Origin of the sequence: Streptomyces sp. NPDC101776, assembly GCF_044766845.1 — a bacterium.
In the GTDB taxonomy this organism is placed as follows: domain Bacteria; phylum Actinomycetota; class Actinomycetes; order Streptomycetales; family Streptomycetaceae; genus Streptomyces.
Genome location: NZ_JBIWMV010000029.1, coordinates 17,151 through 41,385, shown reverse-complemented (window position 1 = coordinate 41,385; position 24,235 = coordinate 17,151). Strand labels below are relative to the sequence as shown.

Annotated in this window: 15 protein-coding genes and 2 pseudogenes; 8 read left to right on the top strand and 9 right to left on the bottom strand. The window is 68.8% G+C overall.

The window, feature by feature from the left end:
• Positions 1-761: 761 nt before the first annotated feature.
• The 8 genes and pseudogenes from ACIRRY_RS47150 (at position 762) to ACIRRY_RS47115 (ending at position 9,279) form a co-directional block, all read left to right on the top strand.
• Positions 762-1,175, top strand: coding sequence for a hypothetical protein (locus ACIRRY_RS47150; RefSeq protein WP_403985785.1), 414 nt, complete (start codon positions 762-764; stop codon positions 1,173-1,175).
• A gap of 132 nt (positions 1,176-1,307) precedes the next feature.
• Positions 1,308-2,485, top strand: a pseudogene (locus ACIRRY_RS47145) (transposase); the annotation flags it as partial.
• Positions 2,486-3,070: 585 nt separating this feature from the next.
• Positions 3,071-3,304: pseudogene (locus ACIRRY_RS47140) on the top strand (helix-turn-helix domain-containing protein); the annotation flags it as partial.
• 164 nt (positions 3,305-3,468) lie between these two features.
• Entirely contained in the window at positions 3,469-4,008 is a 540-nt protein-coding gene (locus ACIRRY_RS47135) for a hypothetical protein (RefSeq protein WP_403985783.1), read from the top strand.
• A 263-nt stretch (positions 4,009-4,271) separates the two neighbouring features.
• The gene (locus ACIRRY_RS47130) at positions 4,272-4,733 is read left to right on the top strand and encodes a hypothetical protein (RefSeq protein ID WP_403985781.1); all 462 of its coding nucleotides are present in this window, start codon (positions 4,272-4,274) and stop codon (positions 4,731-4,733) included.
• A gap of 514 nt (positions 4,734-5,247) precedes the next feature.
• On the top strand, positions 5,248-8,289 hold the full coding sequence (locus tag ACIRRY_RS47125) for a CHAT domain-containing protein (protein WP_403985779.1): 3,042 nt from the start codon (positions 5,248-5,250) through the stop codon (positions 8,287-8,289).
• 25 nt (positions 8,290-8,314) lie between these two features.
• Positions 8,315-8,665 (top strand): hypothetical protein, encoded by a 351-nt coding sequence (locus ACIRRY_RS47120; protein WP_403985777.1) that lies wholly within the window; start codon positions 8,315-8,317, stop codon positions 8,663-8,665.
• Positions 8,662-9,279, top strand: coding sequence for a hypothetical protein (locus tag ACIRRY_RS47115; protein WP_403985775.1), 618 nt, complete (start codon positions 8,662-8,664; stop codon positions 9,277-9,279). Before ACIRRY_RS47120 ends, ACIRRY_RS47115 begins: the two co-directional genes overlap by 4 nt.
• A 399-nt stretch (positions 9,280-9,678) precedes the next feature.
• Here the strand turns inward: ACIRRY_RS47115 and ACIRRY_RS47110 are convergent, their stop codons facing one another.
• The 9 genes from ACIRRY_RS47110 to ACIRRY_RS47070 all read right to left on the bottom strand — a co-directional run bounded on the left by ACIRRY_RS47110 (position 9,679) and on the right by ACIRRY_RS47070 (position 24,118).
• Entirely contained in the window at positions 9,679-10,539 is an 861-nt protein-coding gene (locus ACIRRY_RS47110; RefSeq protein WP_403985773.1) for an AAA family ATPase, read from the bottom strand.
• The gene (locus tag ACIRRY_RS47105) at positions 10,536-12,122 is read right to left on the bottom strand and encodes a transposase family protein (RefSeq protein ID WP_403985771.1); all 1,587 of its coding nucleotides are present in this window, start codon (positions 12,120-12,122) and stop codon (positions 10,536-10,538) included. Before ACIRRY_RS47105 ends, ACIRRY_RS47110 begins: the two co-directional genes overlap by 4 nt.
• A 40-nt stretch (positions 12,123-12,162) precedes the next feature.
• The gene (gene cas6e, locus ACIRRY_RS47100) at positions 12,163-12,879 is read right to left on the bottom strand and encodes a type I-E CRISPR-associated protein Cas6/Cse3/CasE (RefSeq protein WP_403985769.1); all 717 of its coding nucleotides are present in this window, start codon (positions 12,877-12,879) and stop codon (positions 12,163-12,165) included.
• Positions 12,876-13,658, bottom strand: a complete 783-nt coding sequence (gene cas5e, locus ACIRRY_RS47095; RefSeq protein ID WP_403985767.1) for a type I-E CRISPR-associated protein Cas5/CasD — start codon at positions 13,656-13,658, stop codon at positions 12,876-12,878. The genes cas6e and cas5e overlap by 4 nt, the downstream gene beginning before the upstream one ends.
• Positions 13,655-14,869 (bottom strand): type I-E CRISPR-associated protein Cas7/Cse4/CasC, encoded by a 1,215-nt coding sequence (gene cas7e / locus ACIRRY_RS47090; protein ID WP_403985765.1) that lies wholly within the window; start codon positions 14,867-14,869, stop codon positions 13,655-13,657. Before cas7e ends, cas5e begins: the two co-directional genes overlap by 4 nt.
• Before the next feature lies 1 nt (position 14,870).
• On the bottom strand, positions 14,871-15,563 hold the full coding sequence (locus ACIRRY_RS47085; protein WP_403985763.1) for a type I-E CRISPR-associated protein Cse2/CasB: 693 nt from the start codon (positions 15,561-15,563) through the stop codon (positions 14,871-14,873).
• A 46-nt stretch (positions 15,564-15,609) separates the two neighbouring features.
• Positions 15,610-17,220, bottom strand: a complete 1,611-nt coding sequence (gene casA, locus ACIRRY_RS47080) for a type I-E CRISPR-associated protein Cse1/CasA (RefSeq protein WP_403985761.1) — start codon at positions 17,218-17,220, stop codon at positions 15,610-15,612.
• Between the two features lie 626 nt (positions 17,221-17,846).
• Positions 17,847-20,708 carry a CRISPR-associated endonuclease Cas3'' gene (locus ACIRRY_RS47075; protein WP_403985759.1) on the bottom strand — a complete coding sequence of 954 codons (2,862 nt, stop codon included), beginning with the start codon at positions 20,706-20,708 and terminating at the stop codon, positions 17,847-17,849.
• An 857-nt stretch (positions 20,709-21,565) separates the two neighbouring features.
• Positions 21,566-24,118, bottom strand: a complete 2,553-nt coding sequence (locus ACIRRY_RS47070) for a hypothetical protein (RefSeq protein WP_403985757.1) — start codon at positions 24,116-24,118, stop codon at positions 21,566-21,568.
• Between the last annotated feature and the right edge of the window lie 117 nt (positions 24,119-24,235).

The window sequence follows — 24,235 nt, the reverse complement described above, 5'->3', positions numbered from 1 at the left end:
TAGAAGATGACCAGCTTCTGCGGGACGGCGTCGGGACCCTCTTGGACCGTAATCGATCCACCCTGCTCCAGCACTTGCTCAACGTAGGCGTACACGCTGAGTGCTCGGTTAATGCTGTCGGTCTTGCTGTCCCCGGTGATCCCCACCGCCGTTTCAAGCGCCTTGGACGCTCGGCTTGTCAGGTTGACCGTGACGCGCTCCAGGGGGCTAACGCCTCGTCCCGGTGCAGCTGGACGCCCTCCATCGACAGTGGTGCCAGCAGTCCTGGACATGTTCTTCCCTCCTTGGTTTTCCCTGCCGGGAGCATGCTTGCAGACATCCCCGGTAGGGCTTCATACATACATGATGCGCTTAACGTGCGGTCGAGTCAAGTAAAACCTGCCACAAGGAAGCCCCTCTCTTGATGCCCTGCGCCGACCCGCCCAAAACGTCCCCGCAGTGCGCCGCCGCCTCCATCAAGCGAAGTCGGACACGAAGGGAAAGGTACTGCACTTGCAGCTACAACTCACCTCAGCAACAAGCGGAGCAGCTCATTCAGCAGGACCCTCAAGCCCAACTTGTCATGCACCTGACTGTTTGCATTCTGCACCTAGATGCGTTGCGTATGCATTTCGGCGAACTAAGCATGCGGCACACGCAGTTGATGCACATACTTCGCGCGGTCATCGCGAGTACCCCTGGTAAAATGAAGGTGGGATAGCAGGGCTCCGTTCACCCAAATCCGGGCGGACGGCCAGGGAGAGAGAAACGAAAGGCAAGAAATGGGTAAGCGGAAGCACGTCGATCTGTCGAACGAGGAGCCCACCCCGCGGGCGGACCCGGTGATGGAGACCCTGAGCATCGAGGTGGGCCCCAAGCGGGTGGTCGTCGGGACCTCGACGCACCGCGACTCGCACCTGGGCGTGAGCGCGGCCTCCCTCACGGCCTCGACCGGGGTGCTCGGTACCGCCGTCGGTGCCGGAGCTTTGGCCTTCTGGGTGGGCATGGGGCCCGTGGGCTGCATGGTCTGCGCTGCGGTAGGGGCCTTCGTCGCGCTCGTGGTGGTGTTCTTCGTCTTCAAGGCGAAGACACACGGCAGCGGCGCGGCCGTCGACTATACGCCGGAGACCAGGCCGCCGGTCAACAAGTCCGGCCCGAAGGGCAAGGCCGGCAAGAAGGGCAAGAAGCGCCGCTGAGTCGGTGGATCGGCCGGATGGGGCCGGAGCAGCAGATGCTGCTCCGGCCCCATCCGGTTTTCCCGGTTCGAACGTCGCGGGCGGCTCCGGGGCACCGGTGTCGGGAAGGGCGGGCGAGTACGCCCGGAGCACGTGATCGATACCAGCGGCATCGGCGCCTTCCTCGGCCTGGCCGTCGGCGAGGGCGAACACCATGTCACCGACGTCATCCCGACCAGGAAGGACTTCGACAAGCGGCTGCCCAACAACGAATCCGAACTCCGCGAGGTCTTCGGCAAGGTGACGGCCAAGCACGGCACCGTGGTCGTGGTCGTCGACCGGCTCCCTATCGATCGCGGTCGCGCGGGGCATGGGCTGCGCGGTGGCCCATCTGCCAGGTCTGACGATGCGGCGGATCGCTGGTCTCTCCCGGCGAGGCCAAAACCGATGCCCACGACGCGTTCGTCATCGCGGACGCCGCCCGGTCCATGCCGCACGCCCTCCGTTCGATCGAGCTGGAGGACGAGACCGTCGCCGAGCTGGAGATGTTCACCGGCTTCGACGACGACCTGGCCGGCAAGGTCACCACGGTCTCCAACCGGCTCCGCAGTCTCCTCACGCAGATCCATCCGCGCCTGGAGCGAGTGGTCGGCCCACGCATCCAGCACCAGGCCGTGCTCGAACGGCTCGGCCGGTTCGGCTCCTGGGCCCAGATTCCGAGGCCGGACGCCGTCGGCTGATCACTGATACGGCCCAGCGCCCTGCAGATGGTCGGGCATCTGATCGGCTGCATCTTCACCGTGCTCGACAAACCGACCGTCGTCGTCCCCGGCACGGACACCGCCGCGCTGATCGTTCCCAGCCTCGCCAACTCGCTTCAGGCAGCGCTCGACCAGCACGTACTCCTCGGGTCGGGGTCGAGGAACTGCTGGAGGACCACCTTCTCCAAGGTCCTGACGTCCATGCCGGGGGACGGCGTCAGGACCGCGGCGAGGATTGTCATCGACGTCGGCGACGGCACCGCCTTCCCGTCCACCTCTCATCCGATCTCTTCTGCCAGGCTGGCGCCGACGTCCCGCCGCTCGGGCTCTTCGATCCGGGGTGAACAACCCTTCCGGCGAGGAAACAAGCAGTTCAAGCAGACCTTCTTCCCGTCCGCGTTCGCGGCCTTGGCCGATCCGGTCTCGCGGAGCTCCTACGACAAGAAGATCGTCAGGGAAAGCACCACACCCAAGCACTCCTCCGCCTCGCGAGACGGCGAGCCGATGTTGTTCCTCGTGATGCTCCGCGGCGGCATCTTCTGCGCCCCCACCTCACCCCCGCGGATTGACGAAACCCGTAGGGGTACCCATTACGACGGTCTGCTGCGGGTCCCCCGACAACTGCACGGCGTGGAGGCAAGTTCGTCCTCGCGTGCGGTCGAAGCGGCGTCCCCTGTCACCGAGTTCGCCTGCAGACCGGCCACATATCACGTTGCGTATGCGAAGCACATGGTCCGAGCACTTGGTCATCAAACCCAAAGGATCACGTGTCCAGGGTCACAGCGAGGCAGCGCAGTCCGAACATGCACAGGGGGTGTTCCTGCTTACCGGTGCCACGCTCGATGCGGCGTGTTGTACGGCGCCTGCTACCGGGACGATCCCTCTGAGTCGTCATCTCTGCCCCATCAGGGGAATCCGGTGAGTTGTGCCGAAAGAGGCCGCCCCGTCTTCAGACGGCTGCAGCGCAAGGAGGTTGAGCGGATGAGCGCGGATGCTGCCACCAGAACAGATGCGCGGCAGCGCTCTCGGCGACGGCCGAAGACGGGGTCACTGACGGCGTATCAAATCTGAACCACTTTGCACCCTTTGCTCAAATTTGACCTTGTTGGTCAAGGTTAGGAGGAAGGGGTGATCCTTGCGGAGGACTAAGCAGAGATCCGCCGGTTGCACCGGGCCGAGCAGATGCCGATCCGGGCGATCGCGCGGCACCTGGGCATCTCGAAGAACACCGTGAAGCGGGCGCTGGCGGCGCACGACCGGCCGCCGAAGTACGAGAGACCGCTCAAGGGCTCGGCCGTCGACACGGTCGAGGTGCAGATCCGCGAGCTGCTGCGGGAGACACCGGCGATGCCGGCCACGGTGATCGCGGAGCGGATCGGCTGGGAACGCGGGACTGCGGCCAATACCTGAGCAAGGATGGGCAGGCCGTACTGGACCGCGTGTGATGTTCCGCTGGATGACGGACACGGCACCCGCAACAGCCACACGTCCAAACCGGCCGATGCACAGCGGTGCTCTTCCACCACTCCGTACAGAGACTTACCGTCGATTGCATGGCCAGCGGGGTGTTCCACACCGGATACGGCATAAGGATCAATCTGACACGCGAGGACCTTAGCAACCCGGGCTACAAAGGTCTGCTGGAAGAGATCACCCAGCCCGTCGGACAGCGGCCCCGGCACTTGCTGCAGTGCCTGACGGACTACGAGGGCGGGCAGTGCCAGTGCGCCCTGGACGGCAAATCGCCGTGGATGTTCGTGCGAAGGCAGCGCGCAGGCGGCCGGGTGACGTGGGTAGCAGCGCACCTTCCCCTCACCCACGCGGCAACGCCTCGGGAGAGCGACAAACACAAGGCGATGAATGAACGGATCGCGCGCACCGCAGCACGGCACGGGCTGGACGTGCAGACCGAGGCACGGTCGGAGGATGGCCGCGTCATCACCGATGTCCTCGTGACCGGCGTCGGCGCCGCGTCGGCTGGGAAGCCCAGTACTCCCCCGTCACCGCCAACACCGTCCGCAGACGCTCCGCCAAAGCCCGCGAACGCAACATCGCGCCCCTGTGGGTCACCGCGGATGACACGTCCGCACTGATAGACCGTGCCCCCTGGACCCGCGTCGACGACGTCCCCTGGCAGCGCATCGTCTCCCCACTCGCCCTCATCATCCGCGGCGGGGTCCGGCACCTACAGATCTAGAAATGCACCCCCAGCAGCGAGCGTCCCTGCCCGGAAACAGGCAGCGTCTGCGGGAAGTGGCACAGCGGCTGGTTCCTGCCCGCCCTGTGCCTGCCCCAGGAACGCGCCACGCCGCTGGACGAACTCGTCGTCACCAGCGCCGACGGAGAGCACCTGCCCGTGCGCTCACGAAGCCTGCACGATGCCCGGCGCGCCTCCTACCTGTGGGCCCTGGCCCGTGACGTCCGGCGCTGGCGCGAGATCACAGGCGAAACCGATGTCCCGCCGGAGTCCGGCGCGGCCGACGACGAGCCGGTCGCCTACACCGAACAGGAACTCGACAGTTCCTGCCGCTACGGAGAAGAAGGGCCCCACACCAGCAGTCCGCGCCCGCACCGGGACCTGAGCTCCGCGACCGGCTTGCACACCTTCGACCACGCCCCCGACCACACCCTGCTCCAGCCCAGCAGACCCATCGCTCTGCACCTCACCCCGCGCGAACGCCTGGCAGTCGCTGCGGACCTGAAGTGCCCGCCCTGGGAGATCGGGCCCTGCATGCTCTGCGCCACCCCCATCCACCGCTACGGCCCCCGCAGCCCCAAGGCATGCCCCGCCTGCCGCCTCAGCTCCCGAACCCAGTGAGTCTGTATCTCCTCCAGTTCGGTGATGGTCTCGGATCTTGCAGTCCCTTATGCACCCTGCTCGTGGAATCCTGGCAGCCGATCGAGGAGGGCACCGTGGAGAATCTGCCACTTCACGAACTGGGGCTGCTGCGCGGAGCAGTGGAGAGACATGACAGATCGACAGCAAGTTACGGCCGTCGGGCAGACGGCCAGCCTGAAGGCGAATCAGCGTGCCCTCGATAACGGCGTGTTCGCCAGTGTGGTAGATCCACGCACATACGCTGCTTCCCGACATTAACCTGACGTGATCTCAGGTCGCTCGATGCCAGGGGGTACCTGTGCCTGATTCTGACGACGCGGCGAGCGCCCAGCGACTCTCCCGTGAGGCCGCCAAAGCGCGACAGGCCTTTTTATCCGGAGCCGGCGAGGCACACGAGGAACGCGCTCTCGCACTGGCCGGGCGCGCCCTAGAGCATGCTGACCGGTCGGGGGACGTAACTCTGGCTGGCATCTGCCACCTGGACCTTGGGGCGATGCTGGCCTACCGGTACGACCGCCATGGCGGTCTGACGACGCTTGAGACAGCACGAGATCACGCGCAGCATGCGCTGCGGTTCCTGCATCAGGGGCATGTAGATCGGCCTGGTGCGTATGCCATTCTGGCGGGCACAGAGTTGCAGTTCTACCAGCTGAGCGGGGAGCTGGACGTGCTCGACCGCGCGGTGCGACATGCTCGCCGGGCCGTCGAGGAAGGGATCCCGGAGGATCCGCGGATGGGCGGCTTCCGCTCCAATCTGGCCACCTTCCTAATGATTCGCTACGCCCGGACGGGGAGCGACGATGACTTGGACGAGGCGGTGGAGCTGGGTCGCACCGCAGCCGCCACTTACCAAGGACCACAGCGCGTCCTCGCGCTCGGAGCACTGCTTGGCACCCTCACTCACCTCGTCAACCGGCGTTCCGACATGGCCGCGCTCGACGAAGCGCTGGAGGTCGTACGGGAGATCCTGGAAACCGCTGGGCCCCGATCTCCCCACCGCATCTCCGTTCTGGGGAATGTCACAGCTGCGCTCCGTGCCCACCATCTCCTGCGAGGCGACGAGGACAGCGCTGCACTGGACCAGGCGCTGCCTCTGCAACGCGAACTGCTCGACGCTATGCCGTCCGGTCATCCCGAGACCGCGATCCACGTGACCAACCTCGCCGAACTGCTCATCCTGCGCTGGCGCGCCCTCGCCGCACGGGAAGATCTGGACGCTGCGGAACGCCTCATGCAAGAGAGCGATACAACCCCAGCGACTCGCTACTCCACCCAGCTCGGTGCCACCCGGGCCCACGTATTCCGGGCAATCGCGGAGGCACAGCTCGATCAAGGTGACCTTCAGGCCGCCGCCAGGACGGCGCGGGACAGCGTCACGGCGGCCCAACGGCTGAGGACCGAGGCGACGGGGCATCCGCTGCTCGCCGGTCGGGCGGCCGTCTTCGAAGGGAACGCGTGGATCGTCCTTCACGGTGCCTCACGGAATCCTGAGTCCCTGGCCAAGGCCGAAGAGTGCTTCCGAGAGGCAGCGCTCCTGATGCAACCTGACGATCCGCAACGCGGCGTCGTGCTGGGCAATCTCGGCTTTGTCCGACTCGACACGCTGCCGGAGGTGCCAACGTCCGACGACCTCGATCCGGTGATCGCACTGCTCCGGGAAGCCGTCCAAGCGTTCCCCGGCGAGGCCCGGTTCAGCGAGGCGGGTGCTCGCGCGGTGGTGAACCTCGGTGCAGCCCTTCTGATGCGATACGAGGCGGTGCGTGACCCCGCGAACCTCGGTGAAGCGTTGGGCTTGTCCTCGGAGATCGTAGGGAGCGAACGGGTTCCCTGGCGAATGCGGCTGGGAAACTGCACGCTGGCCGCAGACGCCCTGATGCTCACCGGGGATCCGGTCACAGCCGTCGAGTGGTACGAACGGGCGGTACGGCTGCTGCCGTTCACCGCGTGGCGGGGTGCTGACCGCTCAGGCACCGAAGCCATGCTCGGGCCGTTTGCCGGGCTGGGGCGCGATGCTGCCGCTGCCATGCTGAGGGCCGGGGGTGAGCCCGCGCGGGCGCTGAGCCTGCTGGAGTCAGGACGGGCCGTGCTGTGGGCGCGCACAGTCGAACTCCAGGGCCGTACTACGAGCATCCAACGCTCGGACCCTGAAGTCGCTGAGCGGTTGGCGGAACTCGGCCGCCTTCTTGAGGCGGTTGACGATCCGGCCGGTGAGGACGGCGGGCTCCTTGACGGCGCATCCCGTCGCACCGACCGGCGCGCCGCGCTGTCGCAGGAATACCGCCGGCTCACCACCAAGGTGATCGCCGCCGGCAACGGGGGATTCCTCGAACCCCCGGCGATCGCCGACCTGCTGGCCGCGGCGGCACACGGACCGGTAGTGGTCGTCAATGTCAGCCAGTGGGGCTGCGACGCATTCGTTGTGACATCCAAGCAGATCACATCAGTCCCTCTGCCGGGTCTGACAGCCGGCACCGCCGAGCGCTCGGCACGCGAGCATCTGACAGCGCACGCCGAGCTGGAGGGCGCCCGGCACGAGCGTCTGACGGCCCAGGCTGCGAACGCACGAGCTCAGGGTCTCTCCGGAGCCCGACGGGAGCAGGCGGCGCGGTCCACGGAGGTTGCGGCCGCCCGTGCATGGGGTGAGCTACTGGACGCGATCCTGCGTGACTTGTGGGACACCGTGGCCGAACCGGTGCTGCACGTGCTGCCTGCGGCAGAGGACGGCGCCCGCTTGTGGTGGTGCCCGACCGGTCCCCTGGCGCTCCTGCCTCTGCACGCGGCCGGCCACTATGAGCAGCCGGACGGATCGGCCGCGCCAACGGCGGGCCTGCCGCGGACACTGCTCGACCGGTTCACGTGCTCGGTCATCCCGACTGTGATGAGCCTCGCCCGGGCCCACCGCGATACAACTGTCGCCTCGGTGACCGCCCGAGCGGATGGGCCGGAGATGCTGGTCGTCGCGCTGCCGAACACGCCGGGCCAGAACCCACTTCCAGATGTCGAGCACGAACGTGACGTGCTACGCGATCTGTGGCCGTCAAGCCGCCTGACCTGCCTGGAGGGGCCCGGGGCGAGCCGTGCTGCTGTGGCCGCAGCGCTGCGCAGCCATCCTCGGGCGCATATCGGCTGCCACGGAATGCAGAACACTGATCGGCCGTCAGCGGGCGGACTCGCACTCCACGACGGACTGTTGACAGTACGTGACATCGCATCAGCCCGGCATGACGGTGATTTCGTCATGTTGTCCGCGTGTCAGTCCGTCACCGTTGGCAGTGTCCATCCTGATGAGGTCATCAGCCTCGGCGCCGCCCTGCACGTCACCGGATACCGCCATGTCATCGGCACGCAGTGGTCGGTCGACACAGTGGCGGCCTCCGCTGTCGCCGAGGATGTGCACCGAATGTTGACCGGCCCCGGGGGCACCTTCAACTCAATACGTTCCGCCGAAGCGCTCCGCCATGCTGCTCTCCGGCTACGTGCTGACTCCTCGCAGCCCCGCCACAGTTGGGTGGCCTTCACCCACACCGGCCCCTGACACGCCTAAGGAGGACCCGCGCACAATGAGCGCTCATCCACACCGTACCGAGCCGTTCGAAGAGATCACCAAAGAGCACTACGCGCAGACGTACCTGTCGGGCGGCTTCATCCACGAACCCCTGGCCGACGCCGTCCACCTCCTGACCGGCCGATGCCCGCGCTGCGGCTTCACCTTCACGACTGAAGCGACCCTGACCGTGGTGCGCTCGGCAGCGACCACGACACCCGCAGCAACGGCGAGCACGGCCCCGCGCGCAGAGTTGTCGATCACCATCGCCTGCCCTTGCCCCGGCGAGCACTCCGGACGGCCGGACGACATACCCGACGGATGCGGCGCCTACTGGGCGGTACTGATGGAAGAGCGGGTGCCGTGACGTTCACCTTCCGACCGGCGGACGAACCGCCCGGACCAGCCGACCTCCAACAGGCCCGCAGAGAGCGCGAACTACTGCGCTCCGAACTACCTCGGGTGCGGGAGGCCGCTCTGGCCTGGCGCAACGGACTGGCCGCACTTCTGGCCGGACTCATCGGTTTCGGGCTGGTCAAGGGCCGCTCCGACATCTCCGACCTCACCTCCGGCTGGGCGGCTGCAGTGGGTTTACTGCTGCTGGCGGCACTCCTCGCAGGGGCTGCCGCGGCAATGTGGCTGATGACAGCGGCACACGGGTTGCCCAAGGTCTTCTCGCTGAGCAACGGACCGCCGGCCTCCGATCACGGGGAAGCCGTCCTTGGCGCACGTCGGCTGTTTCGAGGCATTGTCGCCACAGCCGTGTGCACCGTGGCCTTGGTCGCCGCCGTAGGCGCCACTTGGTACGGCGCGGCCGCCGACGGTCCGGGTATCCACGTCACCTTCCCCAACGGCGCAGCTTTCTGCGGCAGCGCACTAACCGCCAGCCGCGGCGGCATCGGTCTGACCACAGACCACGGCATAATCACCCTTCCGTCCGGCAGCATCGTCACCGCCCGCGCAGGTACACCCTGCCCGTGAGCCGACGGATTCACGGCGAACAGGACCGCCACACCCACCAGTCCGGAGGAACCGGACACCAGCGCTCGGCCTTCACCTACACCGACGACCCCTAGGAGCACGATCACCGATTCGCCCGGCCACGACATGCACTCCGTCGTGAACTCACTGGACCAGGTTGACCTCCCGCATCGACCCGCTGGGTAACGTCACCCGCTTCGTACGCGCCCGGCCACAACCGACCGCTGAAGCACACGGTGGGTGGCCCTTGTTCGGCACCGCAGGCGGATGTGCTGGCTACTGCCCCACGGTGACGGCCGCCGGGAGCGGGAGCATCACCATGGCAGCCGTCAGCGCCGCCTAGCTCCCGTCCTGGCGCTGGTGCAGCCAGATTTCCGGGGCCGTCAAACCTGGCCCCGTTCAGTCAGTGTGGCGTTGGGTGGGGTCAAGGCGGCTGAGAATGGCGCGCACCAGGTCCCGACTGTAGGCGGAGACCGGTGCGGCCGCGCCGTCTGGCGTGGGCTGGTGTGGCGGATCTGCGGTACCGGGCCCCTTCATGTCGGGGCCGCCGTGCTCTTCCCGGAGCAGGTAGGTGATTTTGGCCCACTGGCGGAAGTTGCCGTGGCAGACGACGTCGTCGATCCACAGCAGTTCGTCGGTGGGTACGTCTGCCCAGAGCGGATGGTACTGGGGGATAACGGTGAGGACTTCTGCGGGGGTGAGGGGCTTGTAACGCTGCCAGATGAGGATGCGGGAGTCGAGGGCGGGCCGGTTCTTGATCTTCTGGTAGCAGTTTTCGGCGCCGACGAGGACGACGGCGAGGCGGGTGTCCTCGTCGTCCCAGAGTTCGCGGATGAACTCGAAGGCGCGGGTGTCCAGCCACTGCGCTTCGTCGACGACCAGGACGCGCGGGGTGTCGGACAGTGCTTCCTTGAGCATGGCTTCGCAGCGGGTGCTGTTGAGGGGTGCCTCGCCGGGCAGGTCGAGCTTTTTGTACAGGGCGGCGCGCAGGGCCTGGATTTTGGCGGAGCCGACTTTGATGCGCAGGGTGGTGTGGGGGGCGAGTTCGTCGAGGTGGAGGTTGACGGCGAAGGTCTTGCCCAGGCCGACGCCGCCGTGGACACACATGATGGCGCCCTTGCCGGCGTCGGCTTTGAGGGTGGTGACGAGGTTGGCGTAGGTCTCTGCGCTGGCGCTGGTCAGCATGGCGCGGGCGCCCGGCAGGCCCATGTAGTGGTAGCCGGAGCCGGTGGCCGGCTGGTCGCCGGGCGTGAAGGTCATGGAGTGTCCTGGGGTTTGGGGGCGGGCAGGGGTTTGGTCCAGCGGGTGGAGGCGGGCTGGGGGCGGTTGAGGAGGTCGGGCCGGGCCTCTGCGTGCAGGTCCCGCTCCGGTGTCTGCAGCTCGCGTAGCTGGGCGGCTGCCTGGCTGGCGGTGAGCCGGTTGAGCGGCTCCGGAGCGCTGGCGCGGCTCGTGGCGGCGAAGCGGGGCTTGGCGTTCTTGCGGGCCCGGCGGGCCTTGGCGGCGTAGCGGTCGGCTTCGCTCCGGCGGGCGTTGCGCAGTTCGCGGGCCTGACGGGGGCTCATCTCGTCGCTGCGGAAGGCGGGTCCGCGGTAGGCGAGGGTGTCTGCGTCGTAGAGCTCGACACGGTGGTAGTGGTGGGGTTCGTGGCGCAGGCGGACCATCTCCCCTGCGCTGCCGTGGCCCTGCATCCATGTGCCGACGTAGTAGGCGCTCTTCCAGCGGACACCCTTGCTGGTGATCTTCAGGGGCGGGCCGCCGTCGTTGAGGGTGTAGGTGTGCAGGTCGTGCGCGTCGAGGGTGTCGATGGGGGTCAGGTCGGCGCGCCAGGCCTGAGCAGGGGTGCGCCGGTAGAGGCGGGCGATGGTGTGGTCGTTGTTCCACCAGTCGACCCAGTTCAGGACGATGGTGATGAAGGTTTCGTAGTCGAGGAGTTCGTGCAGTGCCCACAAGGGCTGGCCGCGGCGGTCGCGGCGGCTTCGGGGGGTGTGGGCGTAGCCGGGCAGGCCTTTGAACAGCATGTGCTTGGCGGCGCCGTTGATGGCTTCGACGGTGCCTTTGAGGTGGGGGCTGTAGGGCGGCAGGACGATGAGTTCGGTGCCGAACTTCTGGAACGCCTCGGCCACGCACTTGCCGAGGAAGTCGCGGCCTCGGTCGGTGCGGACCTTGCGGGGGATGCCGCCGAAGGGCCGGTGGTGATCAGTGCAGAGGATGGCGTCGCGGGCGGCGGCCAGGATGGCGTCCTGGCTGGGCTGGTGGGGAGTGATGGCCAGCCCGCAGATGACGGCGGTGGCGTGGTCGATGAACCAGGTGATCCAGGGTTTGCAGCGGCGGCCGTCGACGTTGACGAAGACGCTGGCTTCGACGTGGTCGGTCTCCCAGACGTCGTTGCGGTTGCCGTGCGGGCGCAGGGCGTGGACGTCGTGGCGGCGGCGGGCTGCTTCTCCGCCCTTGAGGGCGGCACGCTGGCCGGGGGTGAGTTCCCGGTCTACGGCGCGGTAGAAGGTCGCCTGGGACACGCGGGGCGGGCTGCCGAAGATGCCGTCGGTGACGAGTTCGCGGTAGGTGGCTGCCGCGTTGCCCTGCCATTGGGCCAGGGCTTCGTGCATGGCCGGGGTGAGGGTGAAGTGGCGGCGGCCTTGGGGGGTGTAGGTGCCGTTGTGGGTGGTGGCGTTGTCCATCCAGCGGCGCACGGTGCGCCAGTGGACGGTGAAGGCGGCGGCGACGGTGCGGACCTCGTGGTGGGCGAGGCGGTCTGCGGCGCGCAGCCGCAGCAGTCGGCGTACGGCGGCGGCGCGCAGGGAGGTGAGGTCGTAGGGGCCGTCGGGTGGTGGTGTGGCGGGCACGAGGGGCGTGTCCTTCCGGGCGGCTGCGGGTGGTGGTGTGTCAGGCGGGGGCCAGGGAGAGCAGGCCGGCGCCGTAGGGCTTGCCGCGGCCGATGCCGGTGAGCAGCGCGTGGCGCAGTTGGTCGGGGTCGGTGATGGTGGCGGTGCCGTCGAAGCGGGTCAGGGCGTGCCGGAAGACGTCCGGCTCGCTGTGTGCGTTGTGTCTTTTCCTGACGGGGCTGCGGAAGGGTCCGACAGGGATGAGGTCGGTGCTGGTCAGGGACAGGCCTGCGTGGGCGGCTTTGCGCTGCCACCAGGCAAGTGCGTCGTCGCCGTGGAGGGGGACATCCTTGTGGCGGACCTCGGGGTCGAAGAAGGGGTCTGCGTCGAGGACTTTCACCTTGCGGCGGGTGCTGGCATTGGCAGTGATGCGGTAGCGCACGCTCCTGCCGGCGGCCAGGGCTTGGAGCATGGGGGTGAGGTCGCGGGTCTGGATGGTGCCGTAGGCGCGGGAGAGGCGGCTGACGTCGGGCGGCAGCTGTGACTGGATGAGCAGGGTGGGCGGGGTGTGGTCGGTGGCGTGTTCCAGCCGGAAAAGGAGTCCTGCCTCCTGGCGCGGGTGCTCGCCCAGGCTTTCGGGGGCGAGCAGCATGACGGTTTTGTGCAGGCTGTGGGGCTGGGTCAGGTCGCGGCGTGCGTCGGGGCTGTTGCGGTTGAGGCGGATGCGGGTCAGCGTCGCGGTGACCGGCGCGATCACGGTCGCGGGCGGCGGGGTCATGGGGTGTCCTGCTGGATGTAGGCGGTCAGTGCTTCGATCGGGGGGCGTGCGGTGTAGAGGGCGGCGGGTAGGGGTTCGGTGGTGCGCCAGACGTAGCGGGTGTGGTGGAGTCGCCGGGCGTGGGTGAAGTCGGCGGGTACGTCGGCGACTTCACGGTGGGAGGGGGCTGCGGGCACGTGGTCGGGCTGGCGTTCCCAGATGAAGTCCACGGGGACGATGGCCTGCCCGGGAGGGGGCGGGGCGGCCAGGCTGAGAGGAATGCGGTGGCGGAGTTGCCCGACGGGGTCGGGGTGGGGGCCGCGCAGGACGAGGGGTTCGTCGGGGACGCAGGCGCGCCGGCCCAGGTAGGGGGCGAAGGCGGGTTGTTCGAGCCGCTGGATGAGGTGTTCCAGGAGCGGGTCGGGGCCTTGGACGGCGAGGGTGAAGACGGCGTCGGCGAGGTAGACACGCCTGCTGATGAGGGTGGATTTGTTCTGTGCGCGGTAGCCGCCGGAGCTGGTGCGCAGGCCTTGTTTGTGGGGGCGGCCGCCGCCAGCGGTGTGGTAGTCGGTGTGGCGGTGGCCGGGCCGGTCGATGCGGACGGTGAACTCCAGGTCCGTGTAGGGGACTTGATGGGCACCAGGGGTGAGGGCTTCTTCCCGCGGGCGTCCGTCGGCGGCGGCGAACAGGCCGATGAGGGCGGAGCGGGTGGGGAAGGGGAGGGTGTCGCGGTAGTGGAAGGCGGCGTGTTCCCCGAAGGACATCAGCGGGGCAGACAGGCGCAGCAGGATGCCGTTCATGCGGCCGCCAGGGCCGGGGAGGCGAGGGCGGCGGTCTGGGCGAGGGCACGGGTGAGGTCGTCGAAGCCGGTGTGGACGGTGCCGAGGTGGTCGACGGGTGCGTCGTGCGCGGTGGCGTAGCCGGAGCCGATCAGACGGCTCGTGCCCAGCAGCCGGTGGTAGGCGCCGGCGTGCTGGGAGAGGGCCTGGATGGCGGGGGTGAGGTAGCCGCCGCCGGGGGCGGTTTTGACGGGCTGTTCGAAGGCGGCGGCGAGGGAAACGGGGCGGCGGTCGCGTACCGCGTAGTGCACCAGGTGGGGGTAGGTGTGCGGGGCGGTGGCCGTCTTCTTCGCGCCGGGCATGGCGTCGATGAAGGACTCGGCGAACAGTTCCAGCAGGTGGAGGGCCTGGTCGTGGTCGCCGTTGAGGTTGCGGGTGAGTTCGGTGAGGTTGACAGTGGCGTAGCGGTAGAGCAGGCCGGTGGTGAAGAAGCTGGTCTGCAGGTGTGCGCTGCCGTTCTCGTGGGGCAGTGACCAGTCCTCCACCGCGGTGAAGTAGTCGGGCTGCTGGCTGCTTTGGTGGACGCCGAAGGCGTGGGCCATCTGTACGGCGCCGTCGACCTGGGCGCCGGGTACCTCGGCGAGCATGCGGCCGAAGAGGTTGATGGTGGCGGTGCGCTGGCGGATGAGGGCGGCGACGGCGGGTGTGGGCAGGACGGCCGCCGTCTCCTTCTTGGTCTTCCTGCGCGCGCCCTTGGCGTCGGCGTCGGCCTGCTTGGCCTTGTCCGCCGTTTCCTGGGCGAGGGCCTCTTCCAGCTGGGGGCGGTGTTCGGTGCACAGGTCGGTGAGGTCGTCGAGGATGGTGCGCGGCAGGTAGAGGGTGACGGAGGTGATGCCTCCTTGGTCTTCCTCGGTCTTCAGTCCCTCCCTGGTGGCCGAGCGCACGATCTGGGCGCCGGCGAACGTGGCCAGGTCTGCGGGCCAGCCGGCCTCGCGCAGCGCGTCGGCGACGCGCAGGGGCAGCATGCGGGTGCGTGCGGCGTGCTCGTCGAGGTGGTTCTCCAGCCACATGCGGATGGCCCGCTTCCAGGACTGCGAGGACACCATGGGGCGTAGCACGCCGCCGAGTTGCAGTGTTTTGGGCAGGTCGTCCTCGCCTCGGTTCAGGACGGAGGCGGGCAGCGGGTGCAGGGCGTGGAGGTCGATGTACCGGGCGGGTGCGTAGGCGGCCATGTCAGTGCTCCTTGGCGGACAGGGTGTGCAGGGTGAGGAAGTAGTTCTCGCGCCAGCGGGCGGCCGTCTCCAGCCGGTCGTGGTCCCACCAGGCCAGGTCATCGAGGAGGACGGCGAAGTCGAGGCGGGCGGCGCCGTGGCTGTTCAGGTGGCTGGTCAGTGACCACAGCCGGGGGTGGAGGAGTTCGGTGTCGAGCTGGGTGAGGATTTTGACGCGGTTGGTCATGACGGCTTCTTTGAAGCCGTACCGGGCCACGGCGATGGCGAGGTGGGTGCCGAGGTCGGGTCGGCTGCGCCAGAGCCGTACGGCACTGCCGGCAGCGGCCGGTGGTGCGGGTGCCGGGCCCGGCTCGGGCACAGCGCCGGCGGGTGCGGTGGCGGTGGTGGCCGGCGCTGTGGCGGGGCAGGCGGTGTGCTCCGCGGCAGGGGTGACCTGTTCCGGCTGGTAGGGGTCGTGTTCGTGGGGCAGGTCGCGGTTGCGGGCGATGAGGCCGGCCACGGTGTAATGGGCGCGGCGGGCTCCGAAGCCGGCGATGTGCCGGGTGAGGTGTTCGGGCATCCGGGGGCATTCGGCGACGGGGCGTCCGCATCCTGAGTTGAGGTCGGCTCGGATGCTGGTTACCGCGCACAGGGTGATGACCTGATGGACGAAGTCGTCGTAGTGGGCGCGGCGCTGCGCGGTGGTGAAGGACATGGGTGCGGGGCCTTCGATGGGGTGGCGGCGAGAGGCAGGCCGGGGGTCAGGGACGGTGGCCGCGCAGGTCGGCCACCGCGTGGGCGATGGCCTCGGCGGCGCGGAAGTGCTGGGCGATAGCCGGGCGGGTGGCCGTACGCAGTGCGTGGACGGCGTCGGCGGTGAACGCCGCGCGTGCGGGGCGCGCGGTGTCGTCCAGGAGGGCCCAGAACGTGGTCTCGGCACGGGGCCAGTAGAGGGTGCGGGCGGTGTGGGTCCATGACGGCAGGTGCCTGGGCTGGCGCCCGGTCTTGGCGCCGGCCGGGGAGGTGACCTGGCTCCAGGCGGACTTGGAGACGGTGTCGAGGTGTCCGCCGATCTCCTCGGCGGCCTTGCGGCATTCGGCGATGCGCTCGGCCGCGGCCGGGTCGTGTTCCTGCGTCCAGGGCCAGATCGGCGAGGTCAGGGCCGTGTACCAGGTGCGGTTGAGGGTCTTGTCGTCCTGGTCGAAGCCGTAGACCCTCACCCGCAGGGCGGCCCGCAGATCCGGGGGCAGGTCGTTGAGTGTGGTGAAGGCGTCGGGACGCTGGACGCTGTAGGCGGGACCGGCTTTGCCTGTCCGTCTTTTGCGGCCGTCCTCGTCTCCCGCCAGCAGCAGGGCGTCCAGGTCCCGCCACAGGGCCCGGTCGGCGTCCGCCGGGCGCGCCGTGTGCCGTTGGGTGACGTTGCGGCCGGTATGGACGTGGTGGATGAGGTAGGGGTCGAGGGCGGGGAGCTTCTTCTGGGTTGCCCAGGTCAGGTAGGCGTCGGTCACCTGCCGGCCGTCGGCGGAGGGGATGAGGAGGACGGCGTGCCGGGAGCGGCCGGTCAGCAGCCTGCCCGGGGAGGACACCGGCGGCGGTGCGGCATCAGGGTCGGGACCGCTGTCCGGGGCCGGGTCAGGGTCCGGGTCCGGGACGGGAAGCGGCTCCTCCCAGGGGCAGCGGTCCTCCACGTCCGGCCACAACCGGGACGGCTTGGGCATGCCGGCCAGGAGGGTTTCGTACAGGGTGCGGCCCAGCGGGTGGAAGGAGAGCGTGGAGCGCAGCGGTCCGGCCTTGGCGTTCGCGAGGGAGCGTCCGTCCACGGTGCGCGCGGAGCACTGGCCGGCCGCGCCGTAGTAGTGGTGGATGAGCAGGTGCCACAGGGCCTGCTCGCTGGGGACGGGCTGGGGATCGGTGTCGGTGTGCACGCTGAGCCAGGAAAGGTTGTTGCCCTCGGGGCGGCCGAAGACCAGCTTGTTGACACCGGCCCGCTTCTCGCACTGCGCGGCCAGCCGCGGGTCCTGCAGGAACGGCCGCTGCGGGTGGAACAGGTCCCAGATGTAGCGGTCGAAGTAGTCGTGGACGGCGTCCGGGTCGAATCCCGCGGGGTTCTTCAGCAGGTCACGGCGGCGCTGCGCCCACTGCCGTGCCGTCATGCGGCCCTCTGCCTGTGCGTCCAGGCCGCTCACCCGTGCGGCCATCGCCACGAGCAGGCGCAGAACGCCGGATGCCGCCGGCGGCAGGGGTAACGCCAGGTCCTGGATGAGGTGGGCGTTCAGCAGCACATCCCGCCATCCCAGGTATTCCTGGCGCCCGTTCAGGAACAGGACAGGAATGCAGGGCTCTCGGTCGGTCGCGTATTGCGGGGCAGGCACACGGCCTCCATTGCCGGGCGTGGGAAAAGAGGAGTACGGGGTTTTCGGTATAGAGCTGCCTGCCGGAGAACAGGGGTCCGCCCGGGTTACGGCACGGCGGGTGCATGCGGAGGAGCAGGGGGGCCGGACCGGGCGGTCACGGGCCGGGTCAGGCCAGTGCCGGCGGACAGTACGGCACTGCGCGGGAACACCGGGGGTGAGGTGCGCAGCGCAGCAGTCACAGTCGAACTCGAACGCGTGTCCGACTTGGCGGTTCCATATTAGGCACATTGCGGCAGCATCCCGAACCACATTGTTCACTCCGCAATTACCGGTCGGTTTCCCTTTTTTGACCCGACGTCAATTACCGGATAAGCGGGGCCTATTCACGGATCCCCCGGCCGCCGTCGTCTTTTCGCCGCCGCCCGGCGGGCACGACGAACCGGCCCGGGAGCCCCGGGGCGCGGCGCGCCGGCGTCACCGGGGCCGGCCTGGGCGGCCGTCAGGTGCGGGCGCACCGGGGGGTGTTGGGGCGGCAGCGTTCTCCCGGCCGTCACCGCCCGGCGCGGCTCACGGCCGGCGGCCGCAGCCGCCCGAAGGGCCCGGGAAAAGAGGTAGGCGCCGGCAGGCCGGCGGGGGACGGCGGTTCACTCCCGGGTGTGGACCAGGCCCAGGGTGGCGTCGAGGTGCAGGAGGTGGCGTCCGAACCGCACCGGCTGCGCCGGGTTGTCGGCGTCCTGCACCAGCAGGACGAGGTCGGCGAGGAGGGCGTGCGTACGCCAGGAGGCGGGGACCTGGTTGCGCAGGCTGCGGCCGGGGACCCAGGCGGCGGGCACCGGCAGGGTGTGCCGGAGGATCGTGCGGGTCTGTGCGGTGGTCGGTTTCCGCTGCCGGGGCAGCGGCCGGGTGCCGGCGGCGTCCAGGGTGAGGCGCCCGCCGGAGGTGCGGTAGACGGGCAGGAGGCGGCGGGGCATGACGCCCAGCCGGGTGGCGGCCTCTCTCGCGTGCAGGTTCTGGCGGTGCAGGTCGGACAGCGAGAGGGTCTCGTGCCAGGCGGGCACGAGGTGCAGCGCACTGTGGTGTTCTTCGGTACGCCGGCGGGCCAGGTGGAGGGTGTGGCTGCGGCGCAGGGCGGCGCTGGCGGTGGCGAGGTCCTCGGCGTCGCCGTGCACGCTCTGCACGAGGTGCTGGATGTCGTCGGGCAGGGTGAGCGGGCCTTGGTGGCGGTGCGCGAGGTACTCGGCGGTGGCGAGTGGCAGGAACGGGGAGTCCAGGGCGCGCCAGGCGGGCGGCAGGAGGGTGCGCCCGTGGTGGTCGGTGGGCTGCAGGACGCTCAGGCGGGGGCGGGGGTGACCGCGCATCCAGGCGGGCCGCGCGACGGAGTCGAAACGCCACAGGCGGCCCAGGCGCTGCAGGAGGGTGTGCAGGGCGGCCAGGTCGCTGACCATGACGTCGACGTCGATGTCGAGGCTCATGTCCAGCAGGCTGGTGGTGACGACCACCAGGCGTCGCGGCCGCCGGCCACCGCGGGACAGGACGGTGCGGACATGCCGGTTGAGGGCTTCGCCCTGGTCGCCGGGAAGACGGGCGTGCAGCAGGACCAGTTGGCCTTCGGGTCCGCCGTCCGGCCAGTCCAGGGCGGTGCGCAGGTGTTCGTAGGTGGCCTGGGCGTCGGCCACGGTGGCGCAGTAGACGGCGGCGCAGCCGCCGGATTCGGCAACGGGCGCGATCTCCTGGGCTGTCCGCTCAAGGCGGGTCTCCCGGGGCGGCGCGTCCTCGGGGTCGGTGCAGGACGGGTGGTGCACCGGGTGGAGGCGGATGTCGGCGCGGCGGCGGTGCCGCTCTGCGTGGGCGGCGGCCGCGGCAGGGCTGATGCGGGTGAGGGAGGCGTCGAAGGCCGCGGCGTAGAGCCAGCCGGGATACGGCGGCTGGCAGTCCAGAGCGGCTGTTTCGGAGTAGGGGTGGCCGGCGCCGTCGAGGTAACTGCGGACGAGTTCCCTGCTGACGTGCTGGGGCAGGGTCGCGGACAGCAGCACCACGGGGCAGCCCAGGGCGCCCAGCCAGTGCAGCAGCCGCCCCAGCATCAGCCGCATGAACGGGGGCAGGGCGTGGACTTCGTCGACGATGACGGTCCGCCCGGAAAGGGCCAGCATGCGGAGGGCGCTGAACCGGACGGGCAACACGGCCATGAGGGCCTGGTCGTGGGTGGCGACGGTGAACTGGGCCAGCAGGGCGCGGTCCCAGCCGCGCAGCCAGCCGTCGGGCACCGTCACCTTCTCCTCCGGCCGCTCCCCCGCCGGCACACCGCCATCACCACCGTCGCCGTCGTCGCCGGGCCAGAAGGCGTCGCTGGTCGACGGCTCGTGAGCGGCGAGCCGGTGATCGGTGTAGGCGGCGTTGCGGTAGCTGTGGCTGTGGACCACGGAGACCGGGGCGTGTCCGGGCCGGTGGGCGGCGACGTAGGCCTCCAGGACGTCGTAGGCGGCGTCGGTGGTGGCCATGGTCGGCAGCAGCCACAGGATGCCAGCCGTGTCACCGCAGGCGTTGAAGATCCGGGCGGCTTCCAGGGCGGTGACGCTCTTACCGCCACCGGTGGCATCGGTGACCACCACGATCCCGGCCCCCTTCTCCCCCACCACCGGGGCGAGTTGCCCGATCACCGATGCTTGCAGAGCGTTCGGGGTCTCCAGGCCGCCGTGCGCGCGGCTGAAGGACGTGTGCGGCAGGGTGATGCGCGTCAGACCGGACTGCTCGAGCACTCCGGGGGCCTCACGCACGGCCTGTGCGTAGTGGTCGGCGGCGCCGAAGGCGGGCGCCTGAGCCTTGGGCAGCCAGTAATGCCCCTGGCTGGCCAGCCGGTCCGCGATGACACCGACCCCGGTGATCAGCACGGCCGCCGGCACCGACACGTCCGCGGGCACCGCGGTGGCGCCGGTCAGATGGCGCAGCAGGGCGAAGTAACGGCGGCGCAGATCCCGCCAGGCCGGCCCGCCCAACGTCACGCCGACCCGGGAGGCCCTGGCCGCACCGTCGATGTCGACCTGCAGGAACCGGCCGTGATGGCCGCCCAGGATCTGCGCCACCAGCACCCCGACACTGTCGGAGGTGTCCACCGGATAACCCGCCTCGGCCAGCAGATGCAGCGCACTGTGCATGGACGCCCGCTCATGCGGCATACGCTTCCAGCCACGGGCATCTCCGCGCAGAGTGTCACTGACCTGGGCCCAGGGAACCGCCTCCTGCCCCTGAAAAGCTGACAACTTGCCCAAATCATGCAGACCGGCGATGAACATGACCAGGCAACGCGCCTCATCCAGGGAAAGGCCCAGCCCGGCGGCGATCAGACGACGCTGACTGCGCGTCAGATACCGGTCCCAGACCACGCCCGCGATCGCCGCGACATCCAGCAGATGAAACAGCAACGCATACACCGCCCCGCGCCCACGGTCGAACTTCCCCCACGGCGTCATGTCGATCCCGCCACGCCGGGCATCCTCCCGCACTCCCACCAGCTACTCCTCTGCCATCAACTTCCTCCCAGCAGAGGAACATTGACCGTATCCGGGTCATACCATGATCCCAGTTATGGATCAGAGCCGAGATCCGACTGCCTGGGCACATGCACACGGACATACACGGCCACCACTCGCCGGGATCGGGGACCACCGACACAAGCGGCTCCGGTAGAGTGAGCAAAAAGCAGCTTGCCGATTTTCAGACCCACAGCTCAGCAAGGGTCCTTCCCACACTCGTGGGGGTCTGTCCTGCAGGAGGTAGCGGGCGAGTGTCTTCGCCTTGGCTTCCCCGCCCACGTGGGGGTCCGTCTTCGGTGCCTTCGATGAAGTTGGAGAGATACGCGTCGTCCCCACACCCGTGGGGGTGTGTCCCTGTTCTGGTACGACGGGGCGCCGGTCCTGGCGTGTTCCCCACACACGTGGGGGTTGTTCGGCGTGGTGGTGTTTTTCGAGGTCGCTGGTGTGGTCTTCCCCACACGCGTGGGGTCTATCGGCGCCATCATGAGACATCACCACGGCAGCGTCGTCTTCCCCACACGCGTGGGAGTCTCTCGGCCGCCGGGTATTCCGTGAGGCTGTACAGGCCGTTGCTGCAGACGAACCGTCGGAGCACCGTGCTCGTGCTGTCCCTCGGTCCCGACCCGTGATTCCCGTCCGGGCCCTCTCAACGGTGACAGCCGTCGGCTGACGGATAGTTCGCATCCGTCGGCCCTTGATCGGCTCGGGTGAACGGCGTCTCGGTGCTGCGACGCGCAAAGTGGCACCGGTCCGCTCGAGGACTCTTCGTCTCGGCCACGCAGGCGGCTGCGGGAACGGCGACGGGCCTGCCCGTCGTGGAGTCGCACTTCGGCTCAGGGGGCATTTGAGTACTCCCCTGTGCACACGTCGATGTACTGGGTCGGGTCAAAGCGTCCGCCGTGCTGCGGAAAGAAGGTGCTGATCTTCCGGTAGGTCCGGACGCCATCGCAGTCCCCCAGGTCGAAGGCCACGACGGAGTTCTTCTCCCAGGGGCTGTCGGCCACTGATGCGTTGGTGACATAGACCTCTTCCCCTGTTCCCGTGGCGCGTTGCTCGCCCCAGGATGTCCAGGTCAGGTCACGGACCATTCCGGAGGGGCTGCCGCCGTTGAAGAACATCGTCGGCTTGGGCAGCCCGTACCCCTTCTGGTTGGGGGCCCACAGGGTGCCCAGGAGCGGGGTGGTCGGCGAGACCGTGGGAGCCCAGGCGAATGCAGCTACGGAGTCGCCGAGGGAGACCTGCTGCTTCTTCGGGTTGGTGATCATGAGCGGAGAGGGCGGGGGCCGGTAGTCGTTCAGTGCGACGGTTCCGTTCCGTTGCGCGTTCCAGCCGCTGGGGGTTGTCTGGCCCGTGGCAGTTCCCTGGCCGGTCTTGGTCCAGGTGCCGGAGGCCAGGCGGTAGAGGACGGTCTGCTGCCTCTTGGTCGCCGCTCCTTGCCCGTCCGTGGTGCAGGCTTCGGCTGGCTCGCGGAAGGCGCTGGCCACCACCTCTCCCCGGGGGTCGAACCAGATTCCCGTGATCCGCAGTTGAGCGGGTGACCCGCTGTCGGGCAGGGCGATCGTGGTCTGCTTGTCGGTGTCGAGGTTCACGACGGTTACCCCGTCCGGTGGGCCGCAGGGAGTTCCGCCCGAGACGTTGCCGCCGTAGGCGAACTGTGCACCGTCCGGGCTGGTTGCCGTGTACTGGCCGGGTTGGCGTGCGCCGCCCGGGATCTGGGTGAGTGTGTCGTCGACGACCGTTGTCACCATGCTGTTGGCGGCCATCCGGTACATCTTGTTGCCGTCGGAACCACCGGTGTTGTTGTCCAACGTGAAGATCAGCAGCTCGCTCCCGGAGGCAATGCTCCCCACGAGGAACAGCTGCAGGGCGGCGTTCGTGGTGTCGATGCCCTGTAATTGAAGAGTGCGGGGGGTCTTCCCGGTAGGCGGGTAGGACAGGATCTGGGCGCGCTGGCGCACACTGACCAGGTTTGCTCCCTGGAAGGCGAGCCCGGCGCAGTCGTTGCAGTTCCAGGTCCGGCTTTGTCCTGTCGACAGGTCTGCGGAGTGGAGGGTGGCTGCCGTGCCCTGGGCGGGTTTGGCAAGCCATCCCAGGTGGTGTCGGTCGGCTGACCAGACAAGGTCCGTGACGGTGTTGCCGGCCTCCACTCTGCCGACGGTGGTGGCCTTGTCCTTGGTCTGGACACGGACCTGTGTGGGAGTGGCGTACGCGATGGTCGGCAGAGCCGCGACGACCGGCGCGGTCTGCGGTACGGGGTTCGTATCGGGGCGGGTCAGGAGCAGTGCTCCCACGATGACGGCTGCCGTAGTGGCCGCCGCGGTGGCCGCCTTGGCCTTAGGGCGGCGTAGCGGTCCGGCGGCGGACGGTGGCCCGGCAGGGCCGCTGGGGGGATTGGTGGGCGGTGACGACAAGACCGAGATGGCCGTCGACCAGGCCTGGTTGATGGTCTGGAGGACGACGGTCCGCACCGGACGAAGGAACAGGAGGACGACAACGGCCGGTGCCCATTCGGCCTTCAGGGCCATCCGTTCGCTGTCGCATGTCCTGCAGCGACGGCAGTTCGCGGACTTCTCGCACCTCTCGATGGCCAGCACATCGCGCACTCTGCAGGTGGGACACACCACGCAGGTTCCGCAGTCGGCGCATTTGCGGGCATGTTTGAGGACGTGATCCCGCAGTTCGCTGCCGAACTCCTGGGGGTGGCGGCCGATGATGCCGGTCAGCTGTTTGCACAGCGTGCGGTCCTGCTGCACGAGGAGATACGCCTCGAAGCCGACGGCGACGACTGCCGCCACCCTCGTGACCTTGTTCTGCACGGTCTTCTGCGACAGGGGCCATCCGGCCAGGGCCAGTTGCCGGGTCACCTCGTCGACGGACAGTCCCCGCTCGTAGTAGAGCCGGTAGATCTCCTGCTCCTCTGCGGCCAGGGTGCGCCCGACCCGGCCCGCGATGTCACGCGCCTGGGCCAGTCGTCCCTCGTCATCCCGCGCCAGGCCTACCCGGGAGACGCCTGGGCCGAATCCGTCGCCCTGCACATCGCCCGGCGTCAGACGCTCGCGGGCCGTGTCACGACGCCTGTAGTAGTTGCGTTCACGGTTGCGGCTGAAGTTGTTGAGCCAGCCGCCCAGACGGTCCGGGTTCTGCGGCCCTTCCCCCTTCAACAGCTTGTCGCATACGTCGGCGAAGGTCTCCTGCGTGACTTCGGCCGCCGCTTCCGCGTCTCCCATCCGGCGGGTCGTCGACACCAGCACATCATGCAGGTAGCGCTCCGCGATCAGCTCCACAGCGTTCTTGCGCCATTTGGGCTGCGATGCGTCCAGCGCCCAACCGACCAGCTCGCGATCTCCGACCGGCTTGTCGTCCGGCCTGCGTCCACGGTCCCCCACTGGTACTCCCCCCGCGTGAGCTGCAGCAATGACAGCTCACGGAACTCCGGTAAAAGAATCTTCGCGAACTCCGGGAAACACGCAGGCTGTTCGCCCTGGGCCTCCGTCCGATACCTC

Coding starts and splice junctions, on each gene's coding strand:
- ACIRRY_RS47110 (WP_403985773.1), bottom strand. CDS start 10,539: ATGACCTTCACGCCCGGCGACCAGCCGGCCACCGGCTCCGGCTACCAC.
- cas6e (WP_403985769.1), bottom strand. CDS start 12,879: ATGACCCCGCCGCCCGCGACCGTGATCGCGCCGGTCACCGCGACGCTG.
- ACIRRY_RS47135 (WP_403985783.1), top strand. CDS start 3,469: ATGGCCAGCGGGGTGTTCCACACCGGATACGGCATAAGGATCAATCTG.
- cas7e (WP_403985765.1), bottom strand. CDS start 14,869: ATGGCCGCCTACGCACCCGCCCGGTACATCGACCTCCACGCCCTGCAC.
- ACIRRY_RS47125 (WP_403985779.1), top strand. CDS start 5,248: ATGCTGGCCTACCGGTACGACCGCCATGGCGGTCTGACGACGCTTGAG.
- ACIRRY_RS47085 (WP_403985763.1), bottom strand. CDS start 15,563: ATGTCCTTCACCACCGCGCAGCGCCGCGCCCACTACGACGACTTCGTC.
- ACIRRY_RS47120 (WP_403985777.1), top strand. CDS start 8,315: ATGAGCGCTCATCCACACCGTACCGAGCCGTTCGAAGAGATCACCAAA.
- cas5e (WP_403985767.1), bottom strand. CDS start 13,658: ATGAACGGCATCCTGCTGCGCCTGTCTGCCCCGCTGATGTCCTTCGGG.
- ACIRRY_RS47150 (WP_403985785.1), top strand. CDS start 762: ATGGGTAAGCGGAAGCACGTCGATCTGTCGAACGAGGAGCCCACCCCG.